Origin of the sequence: Pseudoalteromonas sp. SWN29 (assembly GCF_015864465.1) — a bacterium.
In the GTDB taxonomy this organism is placed as follows: domain Bacteria; phylum Pseudomonadota; class Gammaproteobacteria; order Enterobacterales; family Alteromonadaceae; genus Pseudoalteromonas.
Genome location: NZ_JADYXE010000033.1, coordinates 1 through 17798 on the forward strand (window position 1 = coordinate 1; position 17798 = coordinate 17798).

A 17798-nucleotide genomic window follows, 5' to 3' on the forward strand; every position below is an offset into this window, starting at 1 on the left:
AAAAGATGATAAGGGTATTGTGAAGCAACCAAAAGATCGGTCAACCGATCAAAAATACCTTAACTGATCGGTGTTAAGCTATAGGCTGGGTTTTTACGTTTAGCCATAAGGGCATTATGCTTTATCTCACGTTATTTATTAGCGCATTTATATCTGCCACATTATTGCCCAGCTCTTCTGAGGTGATAATGGTGGGAATGATTGCTCAAGGTAAAGTTAATTTATGGCTTATGTGGTGCGTAGCAACGCTTGGAAATGTACTGGGAAGCTGTGTTAATTATTGGTTAGGTACACAAGTACTGCGTTTTAAAGATAAAAAATGGTTTCCGGTATCGCAAAAAGGGCTTGATAACGCACAAAAGCAATTTAATAAATACGGTGTGTATAGTTTGTTGTTTGCTTGGCTGCCAGTAGTAGGCGATCCGCTAACTGTAATTGGGGGGATATTTAAAGTACGCTTTAGTATGTTTTTATTACTAGTAACACTAGGCAAAGGCGCGCGCTATTTAGCGGTTATCGCCCTTGCCGTAGGATTCGAAAGCTTTTTTAAATAAGTTTTTTAAGGCCTTATTTAGCCCAATCAAGCGTTAACGACACTGAGTCGGCAAAACGCAGTGCATGCGGTTTATCAACACGTGCTTTAGCGTAATGAACACTTGGGTGTGAGTGACAAACGGCAAGAATTTCAGCCACTAATTTTTCGAGCAGTAAAAAGTGGCCTTGCTCTACTAAGCTAATTACTTCTTTGGTGATCACTTTATAATTAAGTGCTTGGTCAACTTCATCCGTTTTACACGCGTCATCAGCAGGGTAGTGAATCTCTAGATTGATCACTACATCTTGCTTTTTTTCACGCTCATCGGGGTTAAAGCCAATAAACGTACGCAGGCGCAAATTAGTAACGTTAATAATTGCATTAGCCATAGGGTTAACCTTTTATAAGCTGCAAAAATTCGTTACGTGTTTTAGGATCGCTTCTAAAATTACCTAACATTACTGATGTACGCATGCTTGAATTTTGCTTTTCTACACCACGCATCATCATACACATGTGTTTTGCTTCAACAATAACGCCCACACCTTTAGCGCCAGTAACTTCTTCAACTGCTTTAGCGATTTGATGCGTTAGCTGTTCTTGAATTTGAAAACGGCGTGAAAACATATCAACAATACGTGCAAATTTAGACAAGCCCAATACTTTACCGTTTGGAATATAAGCAATATGGCAACGGCCAATAAATGGTAGTAAATGATGCTCACACATAGAGTAAAGCTCTATGTCTTGTACTAACACCATATCGTCAGCGTCAGATGTAAATACCGCTTTGTTGGTTATCTCATCAAGCGTTTGGCGATACCCTTGCGTTAAATATTCCATTGCTTTTGCGGCACGTTTTGGCGTATCAAGTAAACCTTCGCGGTTAGCATCTTCACCTACAGCAGTAATTATTTTTTGGTAACTTTCTTTTAATTCGTCATGCATAAGTTTCTCAGTCTAGTGTGTTTTACTTTAAATGGCGTCCGCCATCAACAGGCAAGGAGCGCCCTGTGATGTAGTGGCTCTGTAATAGTAAATCAATGCTATTGATAATTTCTTGGCATCCGGGTTCAATGCCCATTAATGATTTTTTAAGGGTTTTAGCTCGATATTGCTCATCGTCATGTTCATTAAAAATAATGAGCGACGGGGCAACCGAGTTTACCTTTATATTTGGTGCATATTTAGCGCTGAACGATTTAGTTAGGTTATCGAGTGCCGCTTTACTTGCTGCATAAGCTAAGTGTTTAGGGCTGCCTGTTTCAACTACATAATCGGTAAGATGAATTATATCAGCAGGTGCTTTGACACTTTGCTGGTAGTTTAAAAGCAGCTCAGCGCACATTAAATTAATTAAATACGGTGTTTTAGCATGTATACGCATCATATTATCGAACAGTACTGCAAAGTCAGGATTGTTAGCTTCGCAGTCCCAGCTTGATGCATTGTGAACAATAGCGCGCAGCGATGTTGTATGCTCTTTAAGCGTATTTATAAATGCACTTATACCGTCATCGGTACTAAAATCGGCATAAATACATACAGCGCCTTGTTGCTCTAATGCATCAACAGCATCGTGGCGAGTACGATACGTAATAATAACAGCCTGCCCTTGAGCTATATAGTGCTGAGCAAGTGCTAAACCAATGCGTTGGCCTGCGCCGGTAATTAAAATGGGCGATGTCATATAAGGCAGTATTCTCTTTGGCGGGTGGTTAATAAATATTAGCGTGTTAATTTATTAAAATATACGCAGTTTATTAGTCTGTCGATCAAAAAAGCAATTAATCCTCAAAGGCGTTAATTGCTTTATTTTATTTATTAAACATTAATCGTAAATTGTCGGAATGGGTTGGCGCTTGTGTTGTGTACGCGTGTAAATGCTTACAAGCTTTTGTTCAACATCACTAGACACAGATTTACCTTCTAAAAAGTCATCAATTTGCTCATAGCTTAAACCAAGTGCTTCTTCATCTGTTAAGCCTGGGCGGTCACTTTCTAAATCAGCTGTAGGTGCTTTTTCTACTAACAAAGCTGGGGCACCTAATGCAGTAGCAAGAGCACGAACTTGACGTTTTGATAAACCAAATAGCGGAGCTAAATCGCACGCGCCGTCACCAAATTTAGTATAAAAACCAGTAATATTTTCAGCACTATGGTCGGTACCTACTACTAAACCTTGGCAAAAACCTGCAATTTCGTATTGAGCAACCATACGTTGGCGTGCTTTAACATTACCTTTAATAAAGTCTATTTGAGCTTGCTCAGGCAGAGCCTCACCGCAGCCAACTACCGCAGCTATTGCTTGCTCATGCAGTGCATCAGCGGCAGGTTGTACGTTTACGGTCATACGTTTACTTGGCTGAATAAAATCAACTGCCATTTGTGCTTCGTCTTCATCAGCTTGTACGCCATAAGGTAGTCGCACAGCAATAAACTGGTATTTGTCAGTATCGTGTTCTTTATTTAGCTCGTTTACGGCAAGTTGACATAAGCGGCCGCAAGTTGATGAGTCAACACCACCGCTAATACCTAATATTAGTGAGCGCGAATGAGCTGCTACTAAACGTGCTTTAATAAAAGCAACCCGACGAGTTATCTCAGCATTTACATCAATCGTTGGCTGTACTTTCATTTCAGCCATAATTTCGGCGCGCATTGCCAGCTCCTTATAAAATTTAATATGTGATACGCAATAAACTTATTATGTGATTTAGTCTTAATGAATTAAAGTTTTAAATGAGCTTTTATTTTGCGAAGCTCTGCTTTTAATTCTTCTACTTCTGCCAATAAATCACTCAACTCTTTATCTTTAATTACTTCGCTTGGTAGAGCAACAAAGGCATCGGCGGGACTATTTCGTTGTTCGCCAAATAAATGAATGTATCGGCTGTCGCGCTTACCTGCTTCTCGTTCTAATTTACGCGCGTACTCGCTTTCAATCAGTTTATTGAGCGCTGTTTCTACTTCATTTACGTTATTAAAATCAGCAAGCCTAGCACTGCGGGTTCTTAATTCACCTGGGGTTTGGGCGCCACGTAAAAGTAATAAACAAACAATGGCACGTTGCTGAGCAGAAAATTGCAGATTACTAAACTCAGTATTGCAAAAGCGGTGATCATATTTATTTACGCGACCAGAAAGGCCTTCATCTATGGTAACCAAACGCATTTCTATTAGTTCATCGAGTGCATTTTGCACGTCTTCATCTGTAAGGTTTAACACAGGATCGCGATTAGACTTTTGGTTACAGGCGTTCACTAACCCATTTAACGATAGCGGATAATGCTCTGGCGTCGTGCTTTGTTTTTCTAATAAGCAACCAAGAATACGTTGTTGATTTGCTGATAACTGCATAAATAATCTCAAATTAGTAAGCGTATTTTATTAGCTTACACCTTTATTGAGTGCCAAGCCATTGTTGAAGTTTAGGTTTTAGGGCGGCTAAATCGAGTGGCTTGCTTAAATAGTCGTTCATGCCTGCAGCTAGGCATTTTTCTTTATCACCCTGCATGGCATTGGCTGTAAGTGCAATAATAGTAATGTTTTCATTACCTTTGCCCGCATCACCTTCTCTAATGGCTTTAGTGGCTTGGTAGCCGTCCATTTCAGGCATTTGGCAATCCATTAAAATGAGCTTATATGGCTTACCTTGTTTTGCATTAAGTTTTACAATTGCCTCAAGCCCATTTTCAGCAATATCAAAAGTCACACCAGCTTGTTTTAATAACGCAGAAGCAACTACTTGGTTTATTTTATTGTCTTCAACGAGTAATACTTGTGGCTCTGATGAATCAAGTGCCGGTGCTTTAGTTAGCTTGTTTTGCAGCTGTGCTTGTTGCTGCTGTTGTTCAATGTATTTATCGTTCGTGAGTGAGTCAAACAAGTCAGAAGGGGTCAGTGGTTTGAAAATCATACAGTCGACTTCCATACCTACTTTAGACTCCTCAGGTGAATAACTCATTGGCGCCATAATAACTAACTTGCAACTGTGCATATTTATAAAGTTTTTAAGCGCAGTTATGTCCGTTTGCGGCGCTTTTTCAAAAAAGTAGTAATCAACTAAAATAGCTTCAGGGTGGGTGGTTACATTATTTAAATAATCAGCAATCTCAAGATAGTCATGTATGCAATTAACCTTTGCACCCCATACAGTAAGTTGTTTTCTGGCTGTATTTGCATTTAACGAACACTCATCAATAATTAAAATATGCTTGTTTTTAATTAAATGACTCGGTAAATCTTGTTCTTTACTCAAGCGAGGCTGTATTTGTATTGTGAAAGAAAATGTACTTCCTTCACCTTGCATGCTGTTTACGCTTACTTCACCGTTCATCAGCTCACACAACTGTTTTACTATGGCAAGTCCAAGCCCTGTACCACCAAATTGGCGTGTTGTTGAAGCATCGGCTTGTGTGAATGAGTCAAATAACGACGCTTGTTTTTTAGGGTCAATACCAATGCCCGTATCAATAATTGAACATTGTAGGAACGAGCCATCCGTTGTTTCATCTACTCTGGCGGTAATAACTACTTCGCCATTAATAGTAAATTTAACCGCGTTGCCAATTAGGTTATTTAAAATTTGGCGCAAGCGGTTAGGGTCACTAATTATTTCGCTTACAGTAATTTGAGTGGCGTCTAAAATAAGTTTTGTATTATTTTGCTCTACTTTTAAGGCAAACGATTCAACTACTTCTCCTAATAACCGAGGTAAGTTAAATTGCACGTTTTCAATATCGAGCTTACCAGCTTCAATTTTAGAAAAATCTAATATGTCGTTAATTATATTAAGTAAAGATTGAGCAGATGATTGAGCAAGTTCAATATGGTGCTTTTGCTGAAGATCTAATTGAGTTTGCTTAATTATATTAAGCATACCGAGAACCCCGTTCATTGGGGTACGAATTTCATGACTCATACTTGCCAAAAATTCACTTTTAGCTTCAACAGCTTGCTCTGCTGCTTCTTTAGCGGTAACGAGTTGTTGCTCGGTTTCAATACGTTTTTGGCTTGAGTACAAACTGCCAATAAGTGCTGCGACGGCAATTAAAAAGCTCTCTTCATTACGAGACCAATTTCTAGGTGACTGACATTGCTCTGCGCATACAACACCCAAAGCTCCACTACCGGCTGGGATAACCACGCATAACATGGCTTGAATTTCTAAAGGGTTTAAATAGTGTGCTTTTAGAGGCGTTAAAACCGGGTTGTTTAGTGCATCTGGAGCATTAAATACAGCTTGGTGATCAATGGTATTAAAAAAGTCTTTAGCATTTCTTCTTAGCCAAATAGGGTCTACGGTATCGCTTGATAATTGATTGCTGTGAACTGCAAACGGATTTAGTTGACTCTTATCTTCATTAAAAAACCAAATGCTGGCACGTTTAACGTCAAATGCTTGGCAAATCGATTGTGTGATTACGTCTTTAGATTGGCTTAGTTGTCCGTTTAATATGAGTTTATTAACGGTTAGCGACGCGAGTATTTCATTGTGCAGTGCAACTTTATTGCTTTCTAATTCAATTTTTTTACGGGTATCAATATTTTGCAATGATCCAAAAATACGAATGCTACGGCCATTCTTTCGCTCCACTTCGCCATGCGCGAGTACCCATATAGTTTTATTTTCAGCGTTAATAACTTCAAGTTCAACTTCATAACTTTCACCAAACTTTATAGCTCGTTCAATTAACCCGGCTATTTTTTTTCGGCTTTTACCTTCTTTAAAATAGCCTAAATCACTTGGCCATTCAGGTTGTGTATCTAGTGAGTATTTAAATATTTTTTTGGTCATATCAGACCAATATATTTGCTTGTTTTCTAGATTAAATGACCAAGCCCCAATTTGAGCTAAGTCACTCATTGCTTCAAGCATTTTTTCATTTTGCTGTTGGCGATCAAGCATTTTTAAAAAGAATAAAAAGGCCCAAATTAATAACCCGCAAATAATAATAATAGATAAACGAAGTGGCCATATAGCTGAGTTAGGAGGGCTCCAACCTATTTTAGGTGCAACATAAAGCTGCCAATTACCGCCTTGAAAATTTAAGGTGAATTCAAGTGGGTCTTGATCTGTTATGTTTTGATCACCATAAAAAAACTCCCCTTTTTTGCCTAGCCCATGTCTGCCTTGTAAAGCGACGTTATACTCTTTTTCGAGCTCATAAATACCTGAATTTTTATAGACTTTATCAATATTAAGAACAACTGAGAGTAATCCCCAAAAGCGATTGTCTGGCGGTACGTAAACAGGCACTCGGGCAATAAGTGCAATGTCACCTTGGATTAATTTTAATGGGCCAGCCATTACAATGGTATTTGTATCGCGTGCTCTAATTGCATCAAGGCGTTGGTTTTTTTCTTCTAAAAAGTTTAAACCGAGCGATTTTTCGTTCCCTTTTAAAGGGTAAGTCATGCGAATTACCATATCGGGAGCGCCACCAATATTACGTAGCTCATTTGAGGTTTTAAATAGAGGCTTAGCAATTTGTTCGAATTGGGTTTGTTGTAAATCAGGCTGTGCTGCAACGGCAACCCCTAAACCTCGAACCAATTGAATATTAGACACTAAAATAGATTCTAATTGAGCACGATAGGTACTTATTTCAGAGAGTATTTGTAAGCGGTGAGCATCTTTTACACGATTATAGTTAATACGATCAAGAACAACACCAACTAGTACAGTTAGCGTAAGTGATAGCCAAAAGGTCAGCTTAAAGTTATGGACATTCGTTTTGTTGTTATTAGGCGGTGGCATTAGCTACATCGTGGCGTTAATTAAGGCAAATTAACTATAGCTAATTTATTGCATAAATGAAAATGGCGCGTTAAAAATGCGCCATTTATTTTTTATAATTAGTAGTTTAGCTATCGCTAACTTCTCGCGCCCAATGATTTTGCTTTGCTACGTGTAGCTTGCGGTAGCCATCTAGTAGCGCCGCATGCTTTTTAAAGCCTTCAAGCGATAAACCAGGGAAAGTTAAACCGTTAAACTGCTTTTTACCTTCGGCAATTTCAATAGCCAGTGCTACGTTATCAGCACCAAACATTAAGCCTAAGGCATCTTGGTAATCAGCGTATTCGCGCTCGTCATCGTATTTAATTTCTAAAATAGCTTTTAAACAGCGGAAGTGGCGCATTGCCTCTTCGTTTACTTGGCCTGTATGAAGTATCCAGTCAACCCAATCAATGGCTTCTTCACTGCCTGCGGCTAAACATAAGTGCGCTTTAAGCTCACCTATACGCAGTGTGTGCCATGGCGTGTCGGCATCAGTTGCCAAGCCAATAAATTCTGCGGCGCGGATAATATCGCTATGTCCGGCTTCTTCTAGGCTGTCGTAAATGTCCATCCATTGCTCTGCATCGTACTGATCAAGCGATAGGAATGCTTCGCGAAATTTAGCGCCTTCGTTGTTGTTGCGCCAAATAAGCTCATCAACAGGGTAAATGTCTGACATGCCCGGTACTAAAATACGACACGCGTATACGTTTAGGTGCGTGTAATCCATGATGTATATATCGTGATTCATACTGTGGATTAGATCTGCACAGAAGTTATATTCTTGCTCTGTTGTGCCGCTAAAGTCCCAATGTACAAATTCAAAGTCAGGTTTTGCACGGAAGAAATCATGGGAAATTAAACCGCTTGAATCAATAAAGTGCAGTTCAATGTTCTCTGGTGTTGCTACTTCGTCGTTATCAAATGTAGCTGGTTGAAATACATCTAGTTGATCAAGGCGACGACCTTGCAGTAATTCGGTAACGGTACGCTCAAGCGCTACTTCAAATGAAGGATGAGCACCAAAAGAGGCAAATACAGAACCATCTGTTGGGTTAATAAGCGTTACGCTCATTACTGGGTACTTGCCACCAAGCGACGCATCGGCAATACGTAAATGAAAGCCATGGCTGCGAAGTTCTTCACACGCTTCGTGAATTAGAGGATATTGCTTAACCACGTCTTCAGGCACGATTGGTAAACAAATGCCTTCGGCGATGATGCGGTTTTTAATAGCGCGTTCAAATACTTCTGATAAACCTTGTACGCGAGCTTCAAATTTTGTGTTACCTGCGCTCATACCGTTAGATACAAAAATATTACCAATAACGTTTACCGGAATGTATACGTTTTGGTTATCGCGTTGGCGCGTGTATGGCAGGGTACAAATACCACGGTCATCGTTACCTGAGTTAAAATCAAAAAGGTGTGATGCGTTAAGTTCGCGCTCTGGGTCAAAGTAATCCCATAAGCTCTCATCCATAATGCCTTGCGGTACTTCATCGCCTTCAACTTTGAACCATTTTTCGGTTGGGTAATGAGTAAACTCGCCATTGGCAAATTCTTCACCTAGGTAAAAGTCTGCAAAAAAGTAGTTACAGCTTAAGCGTTCAAAGTATTCACCTAGTGCTGAGGCAATAGATGCTTTGTCGGTTGCGCCTTTACCATTGGTAAACATAACACCGCAGTCGCTGTCTTTTATATGAACCGAATAACAGTTAGCTACAGGGTTAAGCCAAAGCGCTTCTTCAACATTAATGTTTAGGGCTTTAAGCTTGTTTTGCATGGTAGAGATTGACGATTCTAGGTCGCGGTCTTTACCTTTGATAAATGTTTTTTCAGTCATATTGATCTCAACTAGTTCTGCACGATGTGTGGAGCTGACATTATCGTGGATTTTGATGTTTATTTCACCCTTTGCGAGCAAGAACATTAATATTTAATAAAACTGTGGTTATTATATGCCCTTAACGCTTGGTCAAAAACGTGCAAAGGAAAGGTTGATGTTTAAAGTAATCAAACGCTTGTTGTTATTAATTGTGATTTTGGGGCTGGCGAGCACCGCCGTTGTTTATGGTGTACTTACTTTAAGTTTGCCGACTCTTGATGGAAACGGACGCAGTAACGCGGTAGTAGAGCCTGTAAAAATTTCGCGCGATGCATTAGGGCAAGCAGTAATAAACGCCAGTAGCCGAAACGATGCGGCTTATGGTTTAGGTTATGCGCACGGACAAGACCGATTTTTTCAAATGGATTTATTAAGGCGTAATGCCGCAGGCGAGTTAAGTGAATTATTTGGCGAAGCCGCATTGGGGCTTGATAAAAAAATGCGCTTTCATCAACTACGTAAACGTAGCCAAATTATTTTAAAAAAGTTACCTGATGCCGATAAGCAATTACTTAAAAGTTACGCTCAAGGTGTAAACGAAGGTTTGGCGCAAGTAGGGTATTCAAGCTTTGAATATTTACTAACCGGTGCAACACAAAAACCATGGCAAAGTGAAGACAGCTTACTTGTGATATTTAGTATGTACCTTGATTTACAAAGCGCGACCTTTGAGCGTGACCAAGCACTGATACAACTTGAGCAAGCGTACGGTAAGCAAATGGTTGATTTTTTAACGCAACCGAGCAAATATCAAGCCGCACTTGATGGTAGTAAATTAACGCCTTATAACGGCGCAATACCTGCGTTGCCAACTCAAACCCAGCACACAGTTAAAAATATTGAAGCAAACCAAGAGCGCGGCAGTAATAACTGGGCAGTTACAGGCGCGCTTACTAAAACAGGCGCAGGAATGGTGTCGGATGATATGCATTTATCGATGGCAGTGCCGGTTATTTGGTACAGAGCGCAATTAAATTATGTAAAAAATGGTGAGCAAACTCAGGTAACCGGTGTATCACTGCCCGGTGCACCGGCAATTGTGGTTGGCACTAATAACAAGATTGCGTGGGGATTTACTAACGGCTATATAGACACCGCCGATTGGATTGCCTTAAATGACGATAGTAAAACATGGCAAGTTGATGAACCCATTGCATTACCCGATGGGGGAGTCGAAAACTATCCATTAATACTCAGTGAATATGGTCCTGTAAAATACATTAATGAAAAACCTTACGCACTTAGCTGGGCGGCACATCAGCCTTATGCCGTCGATATGGAGTTACTAAAGCTTGAACAAGCAAGTACTGTTGATGATGCATTGGCAATAGCAAGCAATGTGGGTATTCCGGTACAAAACTTAATGGTGGTAGACAACCAAGGCAGCGCAGCGTGGAAACACATGGGCGGCATACCAGCTCGTAAAACACCAAGTGAGTTAAGCGTAGGTACAAGCGAATATTCAGCCCTTTGGCAGCAAAACGAATTAGAACGCCCGTTTGTTAAAAATCTACAAAGCGGCCGTTTATGGACTGGTAACTCACGCGTTGTATCGGCTGAGGATGACGCGCGTTTTGGTAATGGTGGCTATGCACTCGGTGCACGTTCGAGCCAAATTCGCGACAGGTTATTCGAAAAACAAACATTTGCAGAGAGTGACTTTTACGCATTACAGCTTGATAACCAAGCTCGCTTTTTAATGCCTTGGCATGCTTTGCTATTAAAGCAATTAAAAGCCGATAAAACCAAAAATAAGCAATATATAACAGCGCTTGAAAACTGGCAGCAATGTGCGTGTTCAACTTCCATAGGGTATACCTTAGTTAAGCGCTACCGCGATGAAGTGATTAATATTCTATTTAGTAGTATTGAAGACGAATTAAATAAACAACAAGGCACACTTAAATACGTAAAACGAGATTTAGAGCCCGCAGTATGGCAGCTTATTAATAACAAACCCGATACATGGATAAACCCGCAATTTAAAAGCTGGGATGCACAATTACACGGTGCATTTAACCAAACTATCACTAAGCTTACTGAGCAATTTGGTAATAACGTACAAAGCTGGCAGTGGGGTAAGGTCAACGAGTTAGTAATAGAGCATCCGTTTGCAAAGCAAATCCCCTTGCTTGCTAAGTTTTTAAATATGCCTACAGCACAAGGCTTTGGCGATAGTTACATGCCCGCCGTACAAGGGCATAGTTTTGGCGCATCGCAGCGTTTTATTGCTCAACCTGGTCATTTAGAACATGCAATTTTAGCTATTCCTGGTGGGCAATCGGGGCATCCGTTATCTGAATTTTATAGAGCGGGTTTTAGTGATTATGTAGAGGGCAAACATACGCCTTTATTGCCGCAAGAATTAATACATCAAATAGTCATAGAGCCTACGCGATGAACTAAAGTATAGCTAAACACGTTCTATATAATCACTAATAAAACAACAGAGAACTAAAATGAAAAAAATACTACCCGCACTAATAACAGGTTTACTACTAAGCACTACAGCGCAAGCCGATGATGGCCCAGTCACAGCACAAAAACTAAGTGAGCATGTATACGTACTATTTGGGCAAGGCGGGAATATTGCTGCAAGCGTTGGCGATGATGGTATTTATATTATTGATGATCAGTTTGCTAAGTTATCAGACGACATTAAAAAAACCATTAGTGATTTAAAACCAGGCAGTGCAGAGTTTGTTATTAACACGCATCATCATGGCGATCATACCGGTGGCAACGAAAACTTTGCCAAAGCAGGCGCGCACGTTATTGCACACGACAACGTACATAAACGTTTAGAGGAGCAGCATGGGGAAGGGTCAGACTTTTTACCGCGCATAAGTTTTGGTCATGATTTAAAGCTGCATTTTAATAACGAACACGCGCATGTAGTGCATTACGAACATGCACATACCGATGGCGACTCGGTTGTTTTTTTTAGTAACGACAACATAGTGCATATGGGCGACATTTACTTTAATTTTGGCAGCTTACCGTTTGTTGATGTAGACAGCGGTGGCAGCGTTGATGGTATTTTAGCGGCAGTAGACGATGTAGTTAAAAAAATTGACGACAACACGCAAGTAATACCAGGGCACGGTAAGGTAAGTGACCGTTCAGGACTGATAGCGTATGGTAAACTTGTTCAAAACGCAAAAGACGTGATGCTAAAAGCCATGCAAAATAACGCCAGCCTAGAGCAAGTACTTAAAGCCGATCCACTGGCAGAACTTGGTCTTGAATACGCTGGTTGGTTACCAAAAGAGAAAGTAACCACACTCTTTTATCGCAGCTTAAAGTAGTACATCTAAAGTAAAAAACATGATACAAAGCTGAGTGTATTCTTGATTTAATCGAGCGTACATTCGGCTTTTATTTTCTTATGCCTAAAGGAGTTGTGTATGTCGGCAGAAAAAACCCATCTTGAAATTTGTAACTTAACCAGAGAGCAGTATCCGCAAATTAAAACCTTGATGGATCAAGCGTATCCCGACTTAGGTGGTGCGTGGCCAAGTCATACCATTTTTAGATTAATAGACCAATTTCCTGAAGGGCAAATAGGGATTGTAGATGACGGTGTGCTGGTGGGCTTAGCATTAAGTGTGCAAGTTGATTACACACGTTTTTCAAACCCGCATACCTACGAAGACATTGCAGATGGTCACGACCGTGTATTTAGCGATACCGATGGCGATGCGCTATACGGCTTAGATGTTGCCATTAGCGAAACTCACAGAGGCATGCGCTTAGGTCGTCGCCTTTATGATGCCCGTAAAGAACTGTGCCGCCAATATAACCTACGCGCTATTTTAGCGGGTGGTCGTATTCCACGTTATTACAATCACAGTAGTGAAATGACGCCAATGGAATACATTGCAAAAGTAGATCAGAGAGAGCTGTACGATCCTATTTTAAGCTTTCAACTATCTAACGATTTTCAGGTAAAGCGTTTACTTAAAAAGTATTTACCAGAGGATCAAGAGTCAGTTGGTTACGCCACGTTACTTGAGTGGAATAACATTATGTATGAACCAACCGACACTGTACTTGAGTCAACTAAATCAATCGTGCGTGTGGGTGCTGTGCAATGGCAAATGCGTTGTGTTGAATCGGTTGAAGAAATGCTAAAGCAGGTTGAATACTTTGTAGATACCGTATCTGACTACAAAAGTGACTTTATACTATTCCCTGAATTTTTTAACGCGCCATTAATGGGCTTAGGAAATCAAAGCAACCAAACTGAAGCGATTCGTTATTTAGCGGAATATACCGAAACGTTTAAAAACGCGATGTCGCGTATGGCAATAGAATACAACGCCAATATTATTACCGGCTCTATGCCGCTTGCCGAAGACGATAAAATTTATAACGTAAGTTATTTATGCCACCGCAGCGGTAAAATAGACGAGCAACGTAAAATACATATTACCCCGCATGAACAAAACGATTGGGTTATTCAAGGCGGCGACAAAATTGCTGTATTTGAAACCGATGCTGGGCGTGTAGGTATTCAAATTTGTTATGACGTAGAGTTTCCTGAGCTTTCACGCATATTAGCAAAACAAGGGTTAGATATTTTGTTTGTCCCATTTTGGACCGACACTAAAAACAGCTACTTACGTGTGCGCCATTGTGCACAAGCGCGTGCAATAGAAAACGAATGTTATGTGGTTATTGCAGGCTCGGTAGGTAACTTACCACAAGTAGAAAGCCTTGATGTGCAGTACTCACAATCGGCTGTGTTAACGCCATCGGACTTTTCGTTCCCGCACGATGCAACACTTAACGAAGCCACACCTAATACAGAAATGCTGTTATTTAGTGACCTTGATATGGATAAGTTAAAAATTCTTCACAGCGAAGGCACAGTGCGTAACTTAAAAGATCGCCGCGAAGATTTATATGAAGTTATATTGAAAAAGAGAGATGTTTAATGGCGTGGATTTATTTGGTTATTGCCGGTTTACTTGAAATTGGCTGGCCGATAGGTTTAAAAATTTCGCAAAACTCAGATACTCGCTGGCAGGGCATCGCAATAGCGGTGGCATTTTTAGTCGCTAGTGGTTTTATGTTGTGGCTTGCTCAAAGGCAAATATCAATGGGCACCTCATACGCGGTGTGGACAGGTATTGGCGCTGCGGGTACGTTTTTAGTAGGTATATTGTTTTATAACGATGCAGCTACATTTGGTCGTATTGCGGGAGTATTAATGATTATTAGCGGTGTGATAACACTTAAAATAAGCTCTTAATTGGTAATTTGAATAAACGCTTAATTATGAATAGCGCAGGTATAAAAGCCTGCGCTTTTTTATGTTGCCATTAATTCGGCAACATAACCAAAACAGCGGCAATGGCTATGAGTATTAAGCCTGCAGTATCTTGTTTTTTAAGTGGCTGTTTTAACCAAAGTACAGCAATTAGCATGGTAAAAAATACTTCAACCTGTCCAAGTGTTTTAACGTAAGCAACATGTTGTAAGCTCATTGCACTAAACCAGCCAATAGAGCCGATACAACTAAAAACACTAATAGCGGCTGTAGTGCCTTTGTATTGCCACAGTTTACTGAGCGTTTTTGGCTCTTTTAATAATAAATAGCCCAGTAGTATTAGCGTTTGTAAGCTAATTACAAACATCAAAACCCAAGCGGCAGAGTGTGGAAATAATAATCCTGAGTTTAAGCTCGCTTCACGTACCCACAGTGATGTAAGCGCAAAGCAAGTACCACATGCAAGCCCCAACAAAGCCGTTTTAGCATTAAAGGTTTTTACACTGGTTATGCCGCTAAGTAGCAATACGGCAATAGCGCCAAAAAATACACCAAGCCAACCAAGTAAAGAGAGTGCTGAGCCAAAAAATAATACACCTAAAATGGCAGCCACTAACGCCTCGCTTTTAGCAAGACCAGCCCCTACAGCGTAATTATTCATTTTAAACAACTTAACCATTAAGCCGGTGGCGAGTATTTGCATCACACTTGCGCCTATAATAAATCCCCAAAAGGCATTATTAAACGTAGGCATGGCTGTATCTTGATATTGATACAAACCATATAAATACACCGCCGCAATGGGGCCTGCAATAATAAAGCGAGAAAGAGTTACGCCAGCAACACTCACATCGTTACTTAATTTACTTTGCAAGGCATTACGCCATGCTTGCATAAAGGCGGCTAAAAAAGTGAAAAATATCCAGGTCATGGTCGTCATCGTTAAAATGTAAGGCAGTAAAGTTAACAAGCTTTGTGAAGTAAAGCGATGCATTAACTATGATGTTGAATATTCATCATCTGCGACATTATGTCGCACGGGTTTGAGGATAAATTTAGCTATAGTAAGTGTGATGTTATTGTTTAGCCGCCAGCGTTTGTCATAAAACGTATCTGGCGGCTTTTTTTGTGTGCTTATGCTAAGTTGTCAGAAACATCAAAAGGATAAACTATGACAACATTAGTTGTATGTGCATTACTTGCTGTACTAATGCCTTACTTTGCAAAAGTGCCTGTCGCTATATCAATGGCAAAATTAGGTCGATACGATAATAAACACCCAAGGGCGCAACAAGAAAAACTAACTGGCTTTGGTGCCCGTGCGCTAGCAGCACATCAAAATTGCTTTGAATCGCTCGCTGTATTCGCAGTCGCTATTGCAGTTGTACTAGGCACTAACTCTGTAGGCGCAATAACAGAAATGCTAGCGGTTACGCATATTGTGTCGCGTATTTTGTACTGTGTTTTTTATTACATGAACCTAGATATAATACGCTCACTAGTATGGTTTATTGGTTTGGGTACAGCTATTGCCATGATTGTGGTGAGTTTGTAGGTTTATACTTTAAAACCACAAAGCAAGCAGCCTAAAAGGGCGCTTGCTTTGTAGTCTTGAACAACTCAGTAACACTAATGCGATACTTTAATTCGCTCTATTAAATCGGTATTAGCCACTTCACTATTTATTGCAAAATCTAGCTGTACCAGTACATCTTCAAAACCTGAATCTGATGCTTTATATTTCCATTTTACTAGTGCCTCTTTTGCCGATTTATCAAAAATATCTTTAGGTTTAGATTGAATGACGCTGATATTTTTTGTTTTACCGTTAGCTGCAATATCGTACTTTAATACAACAGATCCGCTGATCCCTTGTTGAGCTGCTTGTATTGGGTAGGCAGGTTCAATGCGTATTGTTGGTGAAATATGATCCTCTTTAGCTATTTCAGTTTGTGGCTGTTTAGCAATGGCTAGTCCGCTAAGCATGCTTGCCGCTACTAGCATTAAGCTACCTTTAGCAAATCGAGAGCTTTTACCGCTGTGTTTTATATTAATTAGTCGTTGTAACATGGTTTTTTTATCTCCGTAGTGTGAATAAGCCATAAGTCCTGTGGGCGCATTTGCCGCGCAGTTTACTAAGGCTTTGCTGTATAAAATGTGTTGTTGTGTGGTTTTATTGCTGAGTACCCGTTCATCACAAGTCAGCTCTTGTAATCGGCGCATGCTTGCGTAACAAACCCAAGCTAGTGGGTTGAACCACAGTAAAATAGTAGGCAGTAATATAAGTGCGTTTGTTAGGTTGTCTTTGCGTTTTATGTGTACGTTTTCGTGCTCTAAAATAAGCGCTAATGTGGCTTTATCAAACTGGGTATTGTAGTTACTCGGTAACACCAGCTTGCTGTTTAAAATACCGACCACCATTGGCGTGGCTACATGTTGGCTGGTATAAGTTTTAACATCAGCGGTAAGAGTGCCTTCAAATTGGGTTAACTCAGTTAACTGCAGGCTTTTAACAAAGCGGGTATGCGTAATAAAACTGGCTATTAATAACCCTGCGGTAATAAGTACATACATGAGCGCCCAGCTAATACCCATTTCATGTATAAAGGGTTGGTTAGGGGTGATTAAGTAATGGCTAATATTGCTATTTTGCAGTGGTTTAATCGCATTGGGTAAGTTAGCAATCACTAATGCTGCAGGTAATAGCCATGCTAATTTATATACAAAGCGTGAGCCAAGAGCTTTTAAACCAAATCGCTCGAGTAAAATAAATCCACAAAACAAAATACTTAATAGTAGTTGCTGCTCAATCAACCAATTAAACCCAGTTTGAATAACCATGTTAATCCCTTACTTTTGGTTTTTTTCCCAGTCATCTATAACTTTTTTAAGCTCGTTTATATCTTGCTGAGAAAGCTGCTCCGATTTAGCAAAACCACTAACAAGTGGCGCAATACGCCCACTAAAAAAGCGCTCAATAAAGTTTTGGCTTTCTTTTAAGGTGTAGTCGGCGCGCTCCATACACGGCATATAAATATACTGGCGACCTTCTTTTTCAAATGTAAGTGCGCCTTTTTTTACTAGTCGACCTAGTAGGGTTTTAATGGTTTTTTCGTGCCATTGCTTATCGTCGCTTAAGCGCTCAATTATTTGGCTCGCGGTGGCGGGGTAGTTAATCCAAAGTGCGTCGAGCACGTCAAACTCTGCTTTTGATAACTCAATCATGCTATTGCCTACAAATGTAATCTTTAATTAAAGACTACACCTGTAATCTGTAATTGCAAGTTTATTTTTTAACTTTTTGAGATGTAATTAA

Annotated in this window: 16 protein-coding genes; 6 read left to right on the forward strand and 10 right to left on the reverse strand. The window is 40.1% G+C overall.

Features of this window, described 5'->3' with window-relative positions; genetic code table 11:
• Positions 1 to 116 precede the first annotated feature (116 nt).
• Positions 117 to 554: a YqaA family protein gene (locus I6F53_RS13240; RefSeq protein WP_197239854.1), complete on the forward strand. Its 438-nt coding sequence runs from the start codon at positions 117 to 119 to the stop codon at positions 552 to 554.
• Positions 555 to 567: 13 nt separating this feature from the next.
• On the opposite strand, the gene folX is transcribed toward I6F53_RS13240, so the two are convergent.
• The 7 genes from folX to ycaO all read right to left on the reverse strand — a co-directional run bounded on the left by folX (position 568) and on the right by ycaO (position 9165).
• The gene (gene folX, locus I6F53_RS13245; protein WP_007377309.1) at positions 568 to 924 is read right to left on the reverse strand and encodes a dihydroneopterin triphosphate 2'-epimerase; all 357 of its coding nucleotides are present in this window, start codon (positions 922 to 924) and stop codon (positions 568 to 570) included.
• A gap of 4 nt (positions 925 to 928) precedes the next feature.
• Positions 929 to 1483 (reverse strand): GTP cyclohydrolase I FolE, encoded by a 555-nt coding sequence (folE, locus tag I6F53_RS13250; RefSeq protein WP_024598803.1) that lies wholly within the window; start codon positions 1481 to 1483, stop codon positions 929 to 931.
• Between the two features lie 22 nt (positions 1484 to 1505).
• The gene (gene folM, locus I6F53_RS13255) at positions 1506 to 2225 is read right to left on the reverse strand and encodes a dihydromonapterin reductase (RefSeq protein ID WP_197239855.1); all 720 of its coding nucleotides are present in this window, start codon (positions 2223 to 2225) and stop codon (positions 1506 to 1508) included.
• A 141-nt stretch (positions 2226 to 2366) separates the two neighbouring features.
• Entirely contained in the window at positions 2367 to 3197 is an 831-nt protein-coding gene (gene nadE / locus I6F53_RS13260) for an ammonia-dependent NAD(+) synthetase (RefSeq protein ID WP_197239856.1), read from the reverse strand.
• A gap of 68 nt (positions 3198 to 3265) precedes the next feature.
• Entirely contained in the window at positions 3266 to 3895 is a 630-nt protein-coding gene (locus I6F53_RS13265) for a YceH family protein (protein ID WP_197239857.1), read from the reverse strand.
• Between the two features lie 43 nt (positions 3896 to 3938).
• Complete coding sequence (locus I6F53_RS13270; protein ID WP_197239858.1) at positions 3939 to 7298, reverse strand: ATP-binding protein; 3360 nt, start codon at positions 7296 to 7298, stop codon at positions 3939 to 3941.
• 106 nt (positions 7299 to 7404) lie between these two features.
• Positions 7405 to 9165: a 30S ribosomal protein S12 methylthiotransferase accessory factor YcaO gene (gene ycaO, locus I6F53_RS13275; protein ID WP_197239859.1), complete on the reverse strand. Its 1761-nt coding sequence runs from the start codon at positions 9163 to 9165 to the stop codon at positions 7405 to 7407.
• A 157-nt stretch (positions 9166 to 9322) separates the two neighbouring features.
• Here ycaO and I6F53_RS13280 point away from each other — a divergent pair, with 157 nt between their 5' ends.
• The 4 genes from I6F53_RS13280 (at position 9323) to I6F53_RS13295 (ending at position 14464) form a co-directional block, all read left to right on the forward strand.
• Complete coding sequence (locus I6F53_RS13280; RefSeq protein WP_197239860.1) at positions 9323 to 11608, forward strand: penicillin acylase family protein; 2286 nt, start codon at positions 9323 to 9325, stop codon at positions 11606 to 11608.
• A gap of 58 nt (positions 11609 to 11666) precedes the next feature.
• The gene (locus tag I6F53_RS13285; protein WP_197239861.1) at positions 11667 to 12515 is read left to right on the forward strand and encodes an MBL fold metallo-hydrolase; all 849 of its coding nucleotides are present in this window, start codon (positions 11667 to 11669) and stop codon (positions 12513 to 12515) included.
• Positions 12516 to 12614: 99 nt separating this feature from the next.
• Positions 12615 to 14147, forward strand: coding sequence for a bifunctional GNAT family N-acetyltransferase/carbon-nitrogen hydrolase family protein (locus I6F53_RS13290; protein ID WP_010554553.1), 1533 nt, complete (start codon positions 12615 to 12617; stop codon positions 14145 to 14147).
• Positions 14147 to 14464 (forward strand): DMT family transporter, encoded by a 318-nt coding sequence (locus I6F53_RS13295; RefSeq protein ID WP_007580521.1) that lies wholly within the window; start codon positions 14147 to 14149, stop codon positions 14462 to 14464. The genes I6F53_RS13290 and I6F53_RS13295 overlap by 1 nt, the downstream gene beginning before the upstream one ends.
• A gap of 70 nt (positions 14465 to 14534) precedes the next feature.
• Here the strand turns inward: I6F53_RS13295 and I6F53_RS13300 are convergent, their stop codons facing one another.
• A complete protein-coding gene (locus I6F53_RS13300; RefSeq protein ID WP_197239862.1) occupies positions 14535 to 15413 on the reverse strand; it encodes a DMT family transporter in 879 nt (292 codons plus the stop codon).
• Between the two features lie 240 nt (positions 15414 to 15653).
• Between I6F53_RS13300 and I6F53_RS13305 the strand changes: the two genes are divergently transcribed.
• Complete coding sequence (locus I6F53_RS13305; protein WP_197239863.1) at positions 15654 to 16037, forward strand: MAPEG family protein; 384 nt, start codon at positions 15654 to 15656, stop codon at positions 16035 to 16037.
• A gap of 74 nt (positions 16038 to 16111) precedes the next feature.
• Here the strand turns inward: I6F53_RS13305 and I6F53_RS13310 are convergent, their stop codons facing one another.
• Together I6F53_RS13310 and I6F53_RS13315 are read right to left on the reverse strand one after the other, a co-directional pair.
• Positions 16112 to 17323: a M56 family metallopeptidase gene (locus I6F53_RS13310; RefSeq protein ID WP_197239864.1), complete on the reverse strand. Its 1212-nt coding sequence runs from the start codon at positions 17321 to 17323 to the stop codon at positions 16112 to 16114.
• A gap of 9 nt (positions 17324 to 17332) precedes the next feature.
• The gene (locus tag I6F53_RS13315) at positions 17333 to 17707 is read right to left on the reverse strand and encodes a BlaI/MecI/CopY family transcriptional regulator (protein WP_007580531.1); all 375 of its coding nucleotides are present in this window, start codon (positions 17705 to 17707) and stop codon (positions 17333 to 17335) included.
• Between the last annotated feature and the right edge of the window lie 91 nt (positions 17708 to 17798).

Coding starts and splice junctions, on each gene's coding strand:
- folE (WP_024598803.1), bottom strand. CDS start 1,483: ATGCATGACGAATTAAAAGAAAGTTACCAAAAAATAATTACTGCTGTA.
- ycaO (WP_197239859.1), bottom strand. CDS start 9,165: ATGACTGAAAAAACATTTATCAAAGGTAAAGACCGCGACCTAGAATCG.
- I6F53_RS13290 (WP_010554553.1), top strand. CDS start 12,615: ATGTCGGCAGAAAAAACCCATCTTGAAATTTGTAACTTAACCAGAGAG.
- I6F53_RS13240 (WP_197239854.1), top strand. CDS start 117: ATGCTTTATCTCACGTTATTTATTAGCGCATTTATATCTGCCACATTA.
- I6F53_RS13280 (WP_197239860.1), top strand. CDS start 9,323: ATGTTTAAAGTAATCAAACGCTTGTTGTTATTAATTGTGATTTTGGGG.
- I6F53_RS13270 (WP_197239858.1), bottom strand. CDS start 7,298: ATGCCACCGCCTAATAACAACAAAACGAATGTCCATAACTTTAAGCTG.
- I6F53_RS13285 (WP_197239861.1), top strand. CDS start 11,667: ATGAAAAAAATACTACCCGCACTAATAACAGGTTTACTACTAAGCACT.
- I6F53_RS13265 (WP_197239857.1), bottom strand. CDS start 3,895: ATGCAGTTATCAGCAAATCAACAACGTATTCTTGGTTGCTTATTAGAA.
- folX (WP_007377309.1), bottom strand. CDS start 924: ATGGCTAATGCAATTATTAACGTTACTAATTTGCGCCTGCGTACGTTT.
- I6F53_RS13300 (WP_197239862.1), bottom strand. CDS start 15,413: ATGACCTGGATATTTTTCACTTTTTTAGCCGCCTTTATGCAAGCATGG.
- folM (WP_197239855.1), bottom strand. CDS start 2,225: ATGACATCGCCCATTTTAATTACCGGCGCAGGCCAACGCATTGGTTTA.
- I6F53_RS13305 (WP_197239863.1), top strand. CDS start 15,654: ATGACAACATTAGTTGTATGTGCATTACTTGCTGTACTAATGCCTTAC.
- nadE (WP_197239856.1), bottom strand. CDS start 3,197: ATGCGCGCCGAAATTATGGCTGAAATGAAAGTACAGCCAACGATTGAT.
- I6F53_RS13310 (WP_197239864.1), bottom strand. CDS start 17,323: ATGGTTATTCAAACTGGGTTTAATTGGTTGATTGAGCAGCAACTACTA.
- I6F53_RS13315 (WP_007580531.1), bottom strand. CDS start 17,707: ATGATTGAGTTATCAAAAGCAGAGTTTGACGTGCTCGACGCACTTTGG.
- I6F53_RS13295 (WP_007580521.1), top strand. CDS start 14,147: ATGGCGTGGATTTATTTGGTTATTGCCGGTTTACTTGAAATTGGCTGG.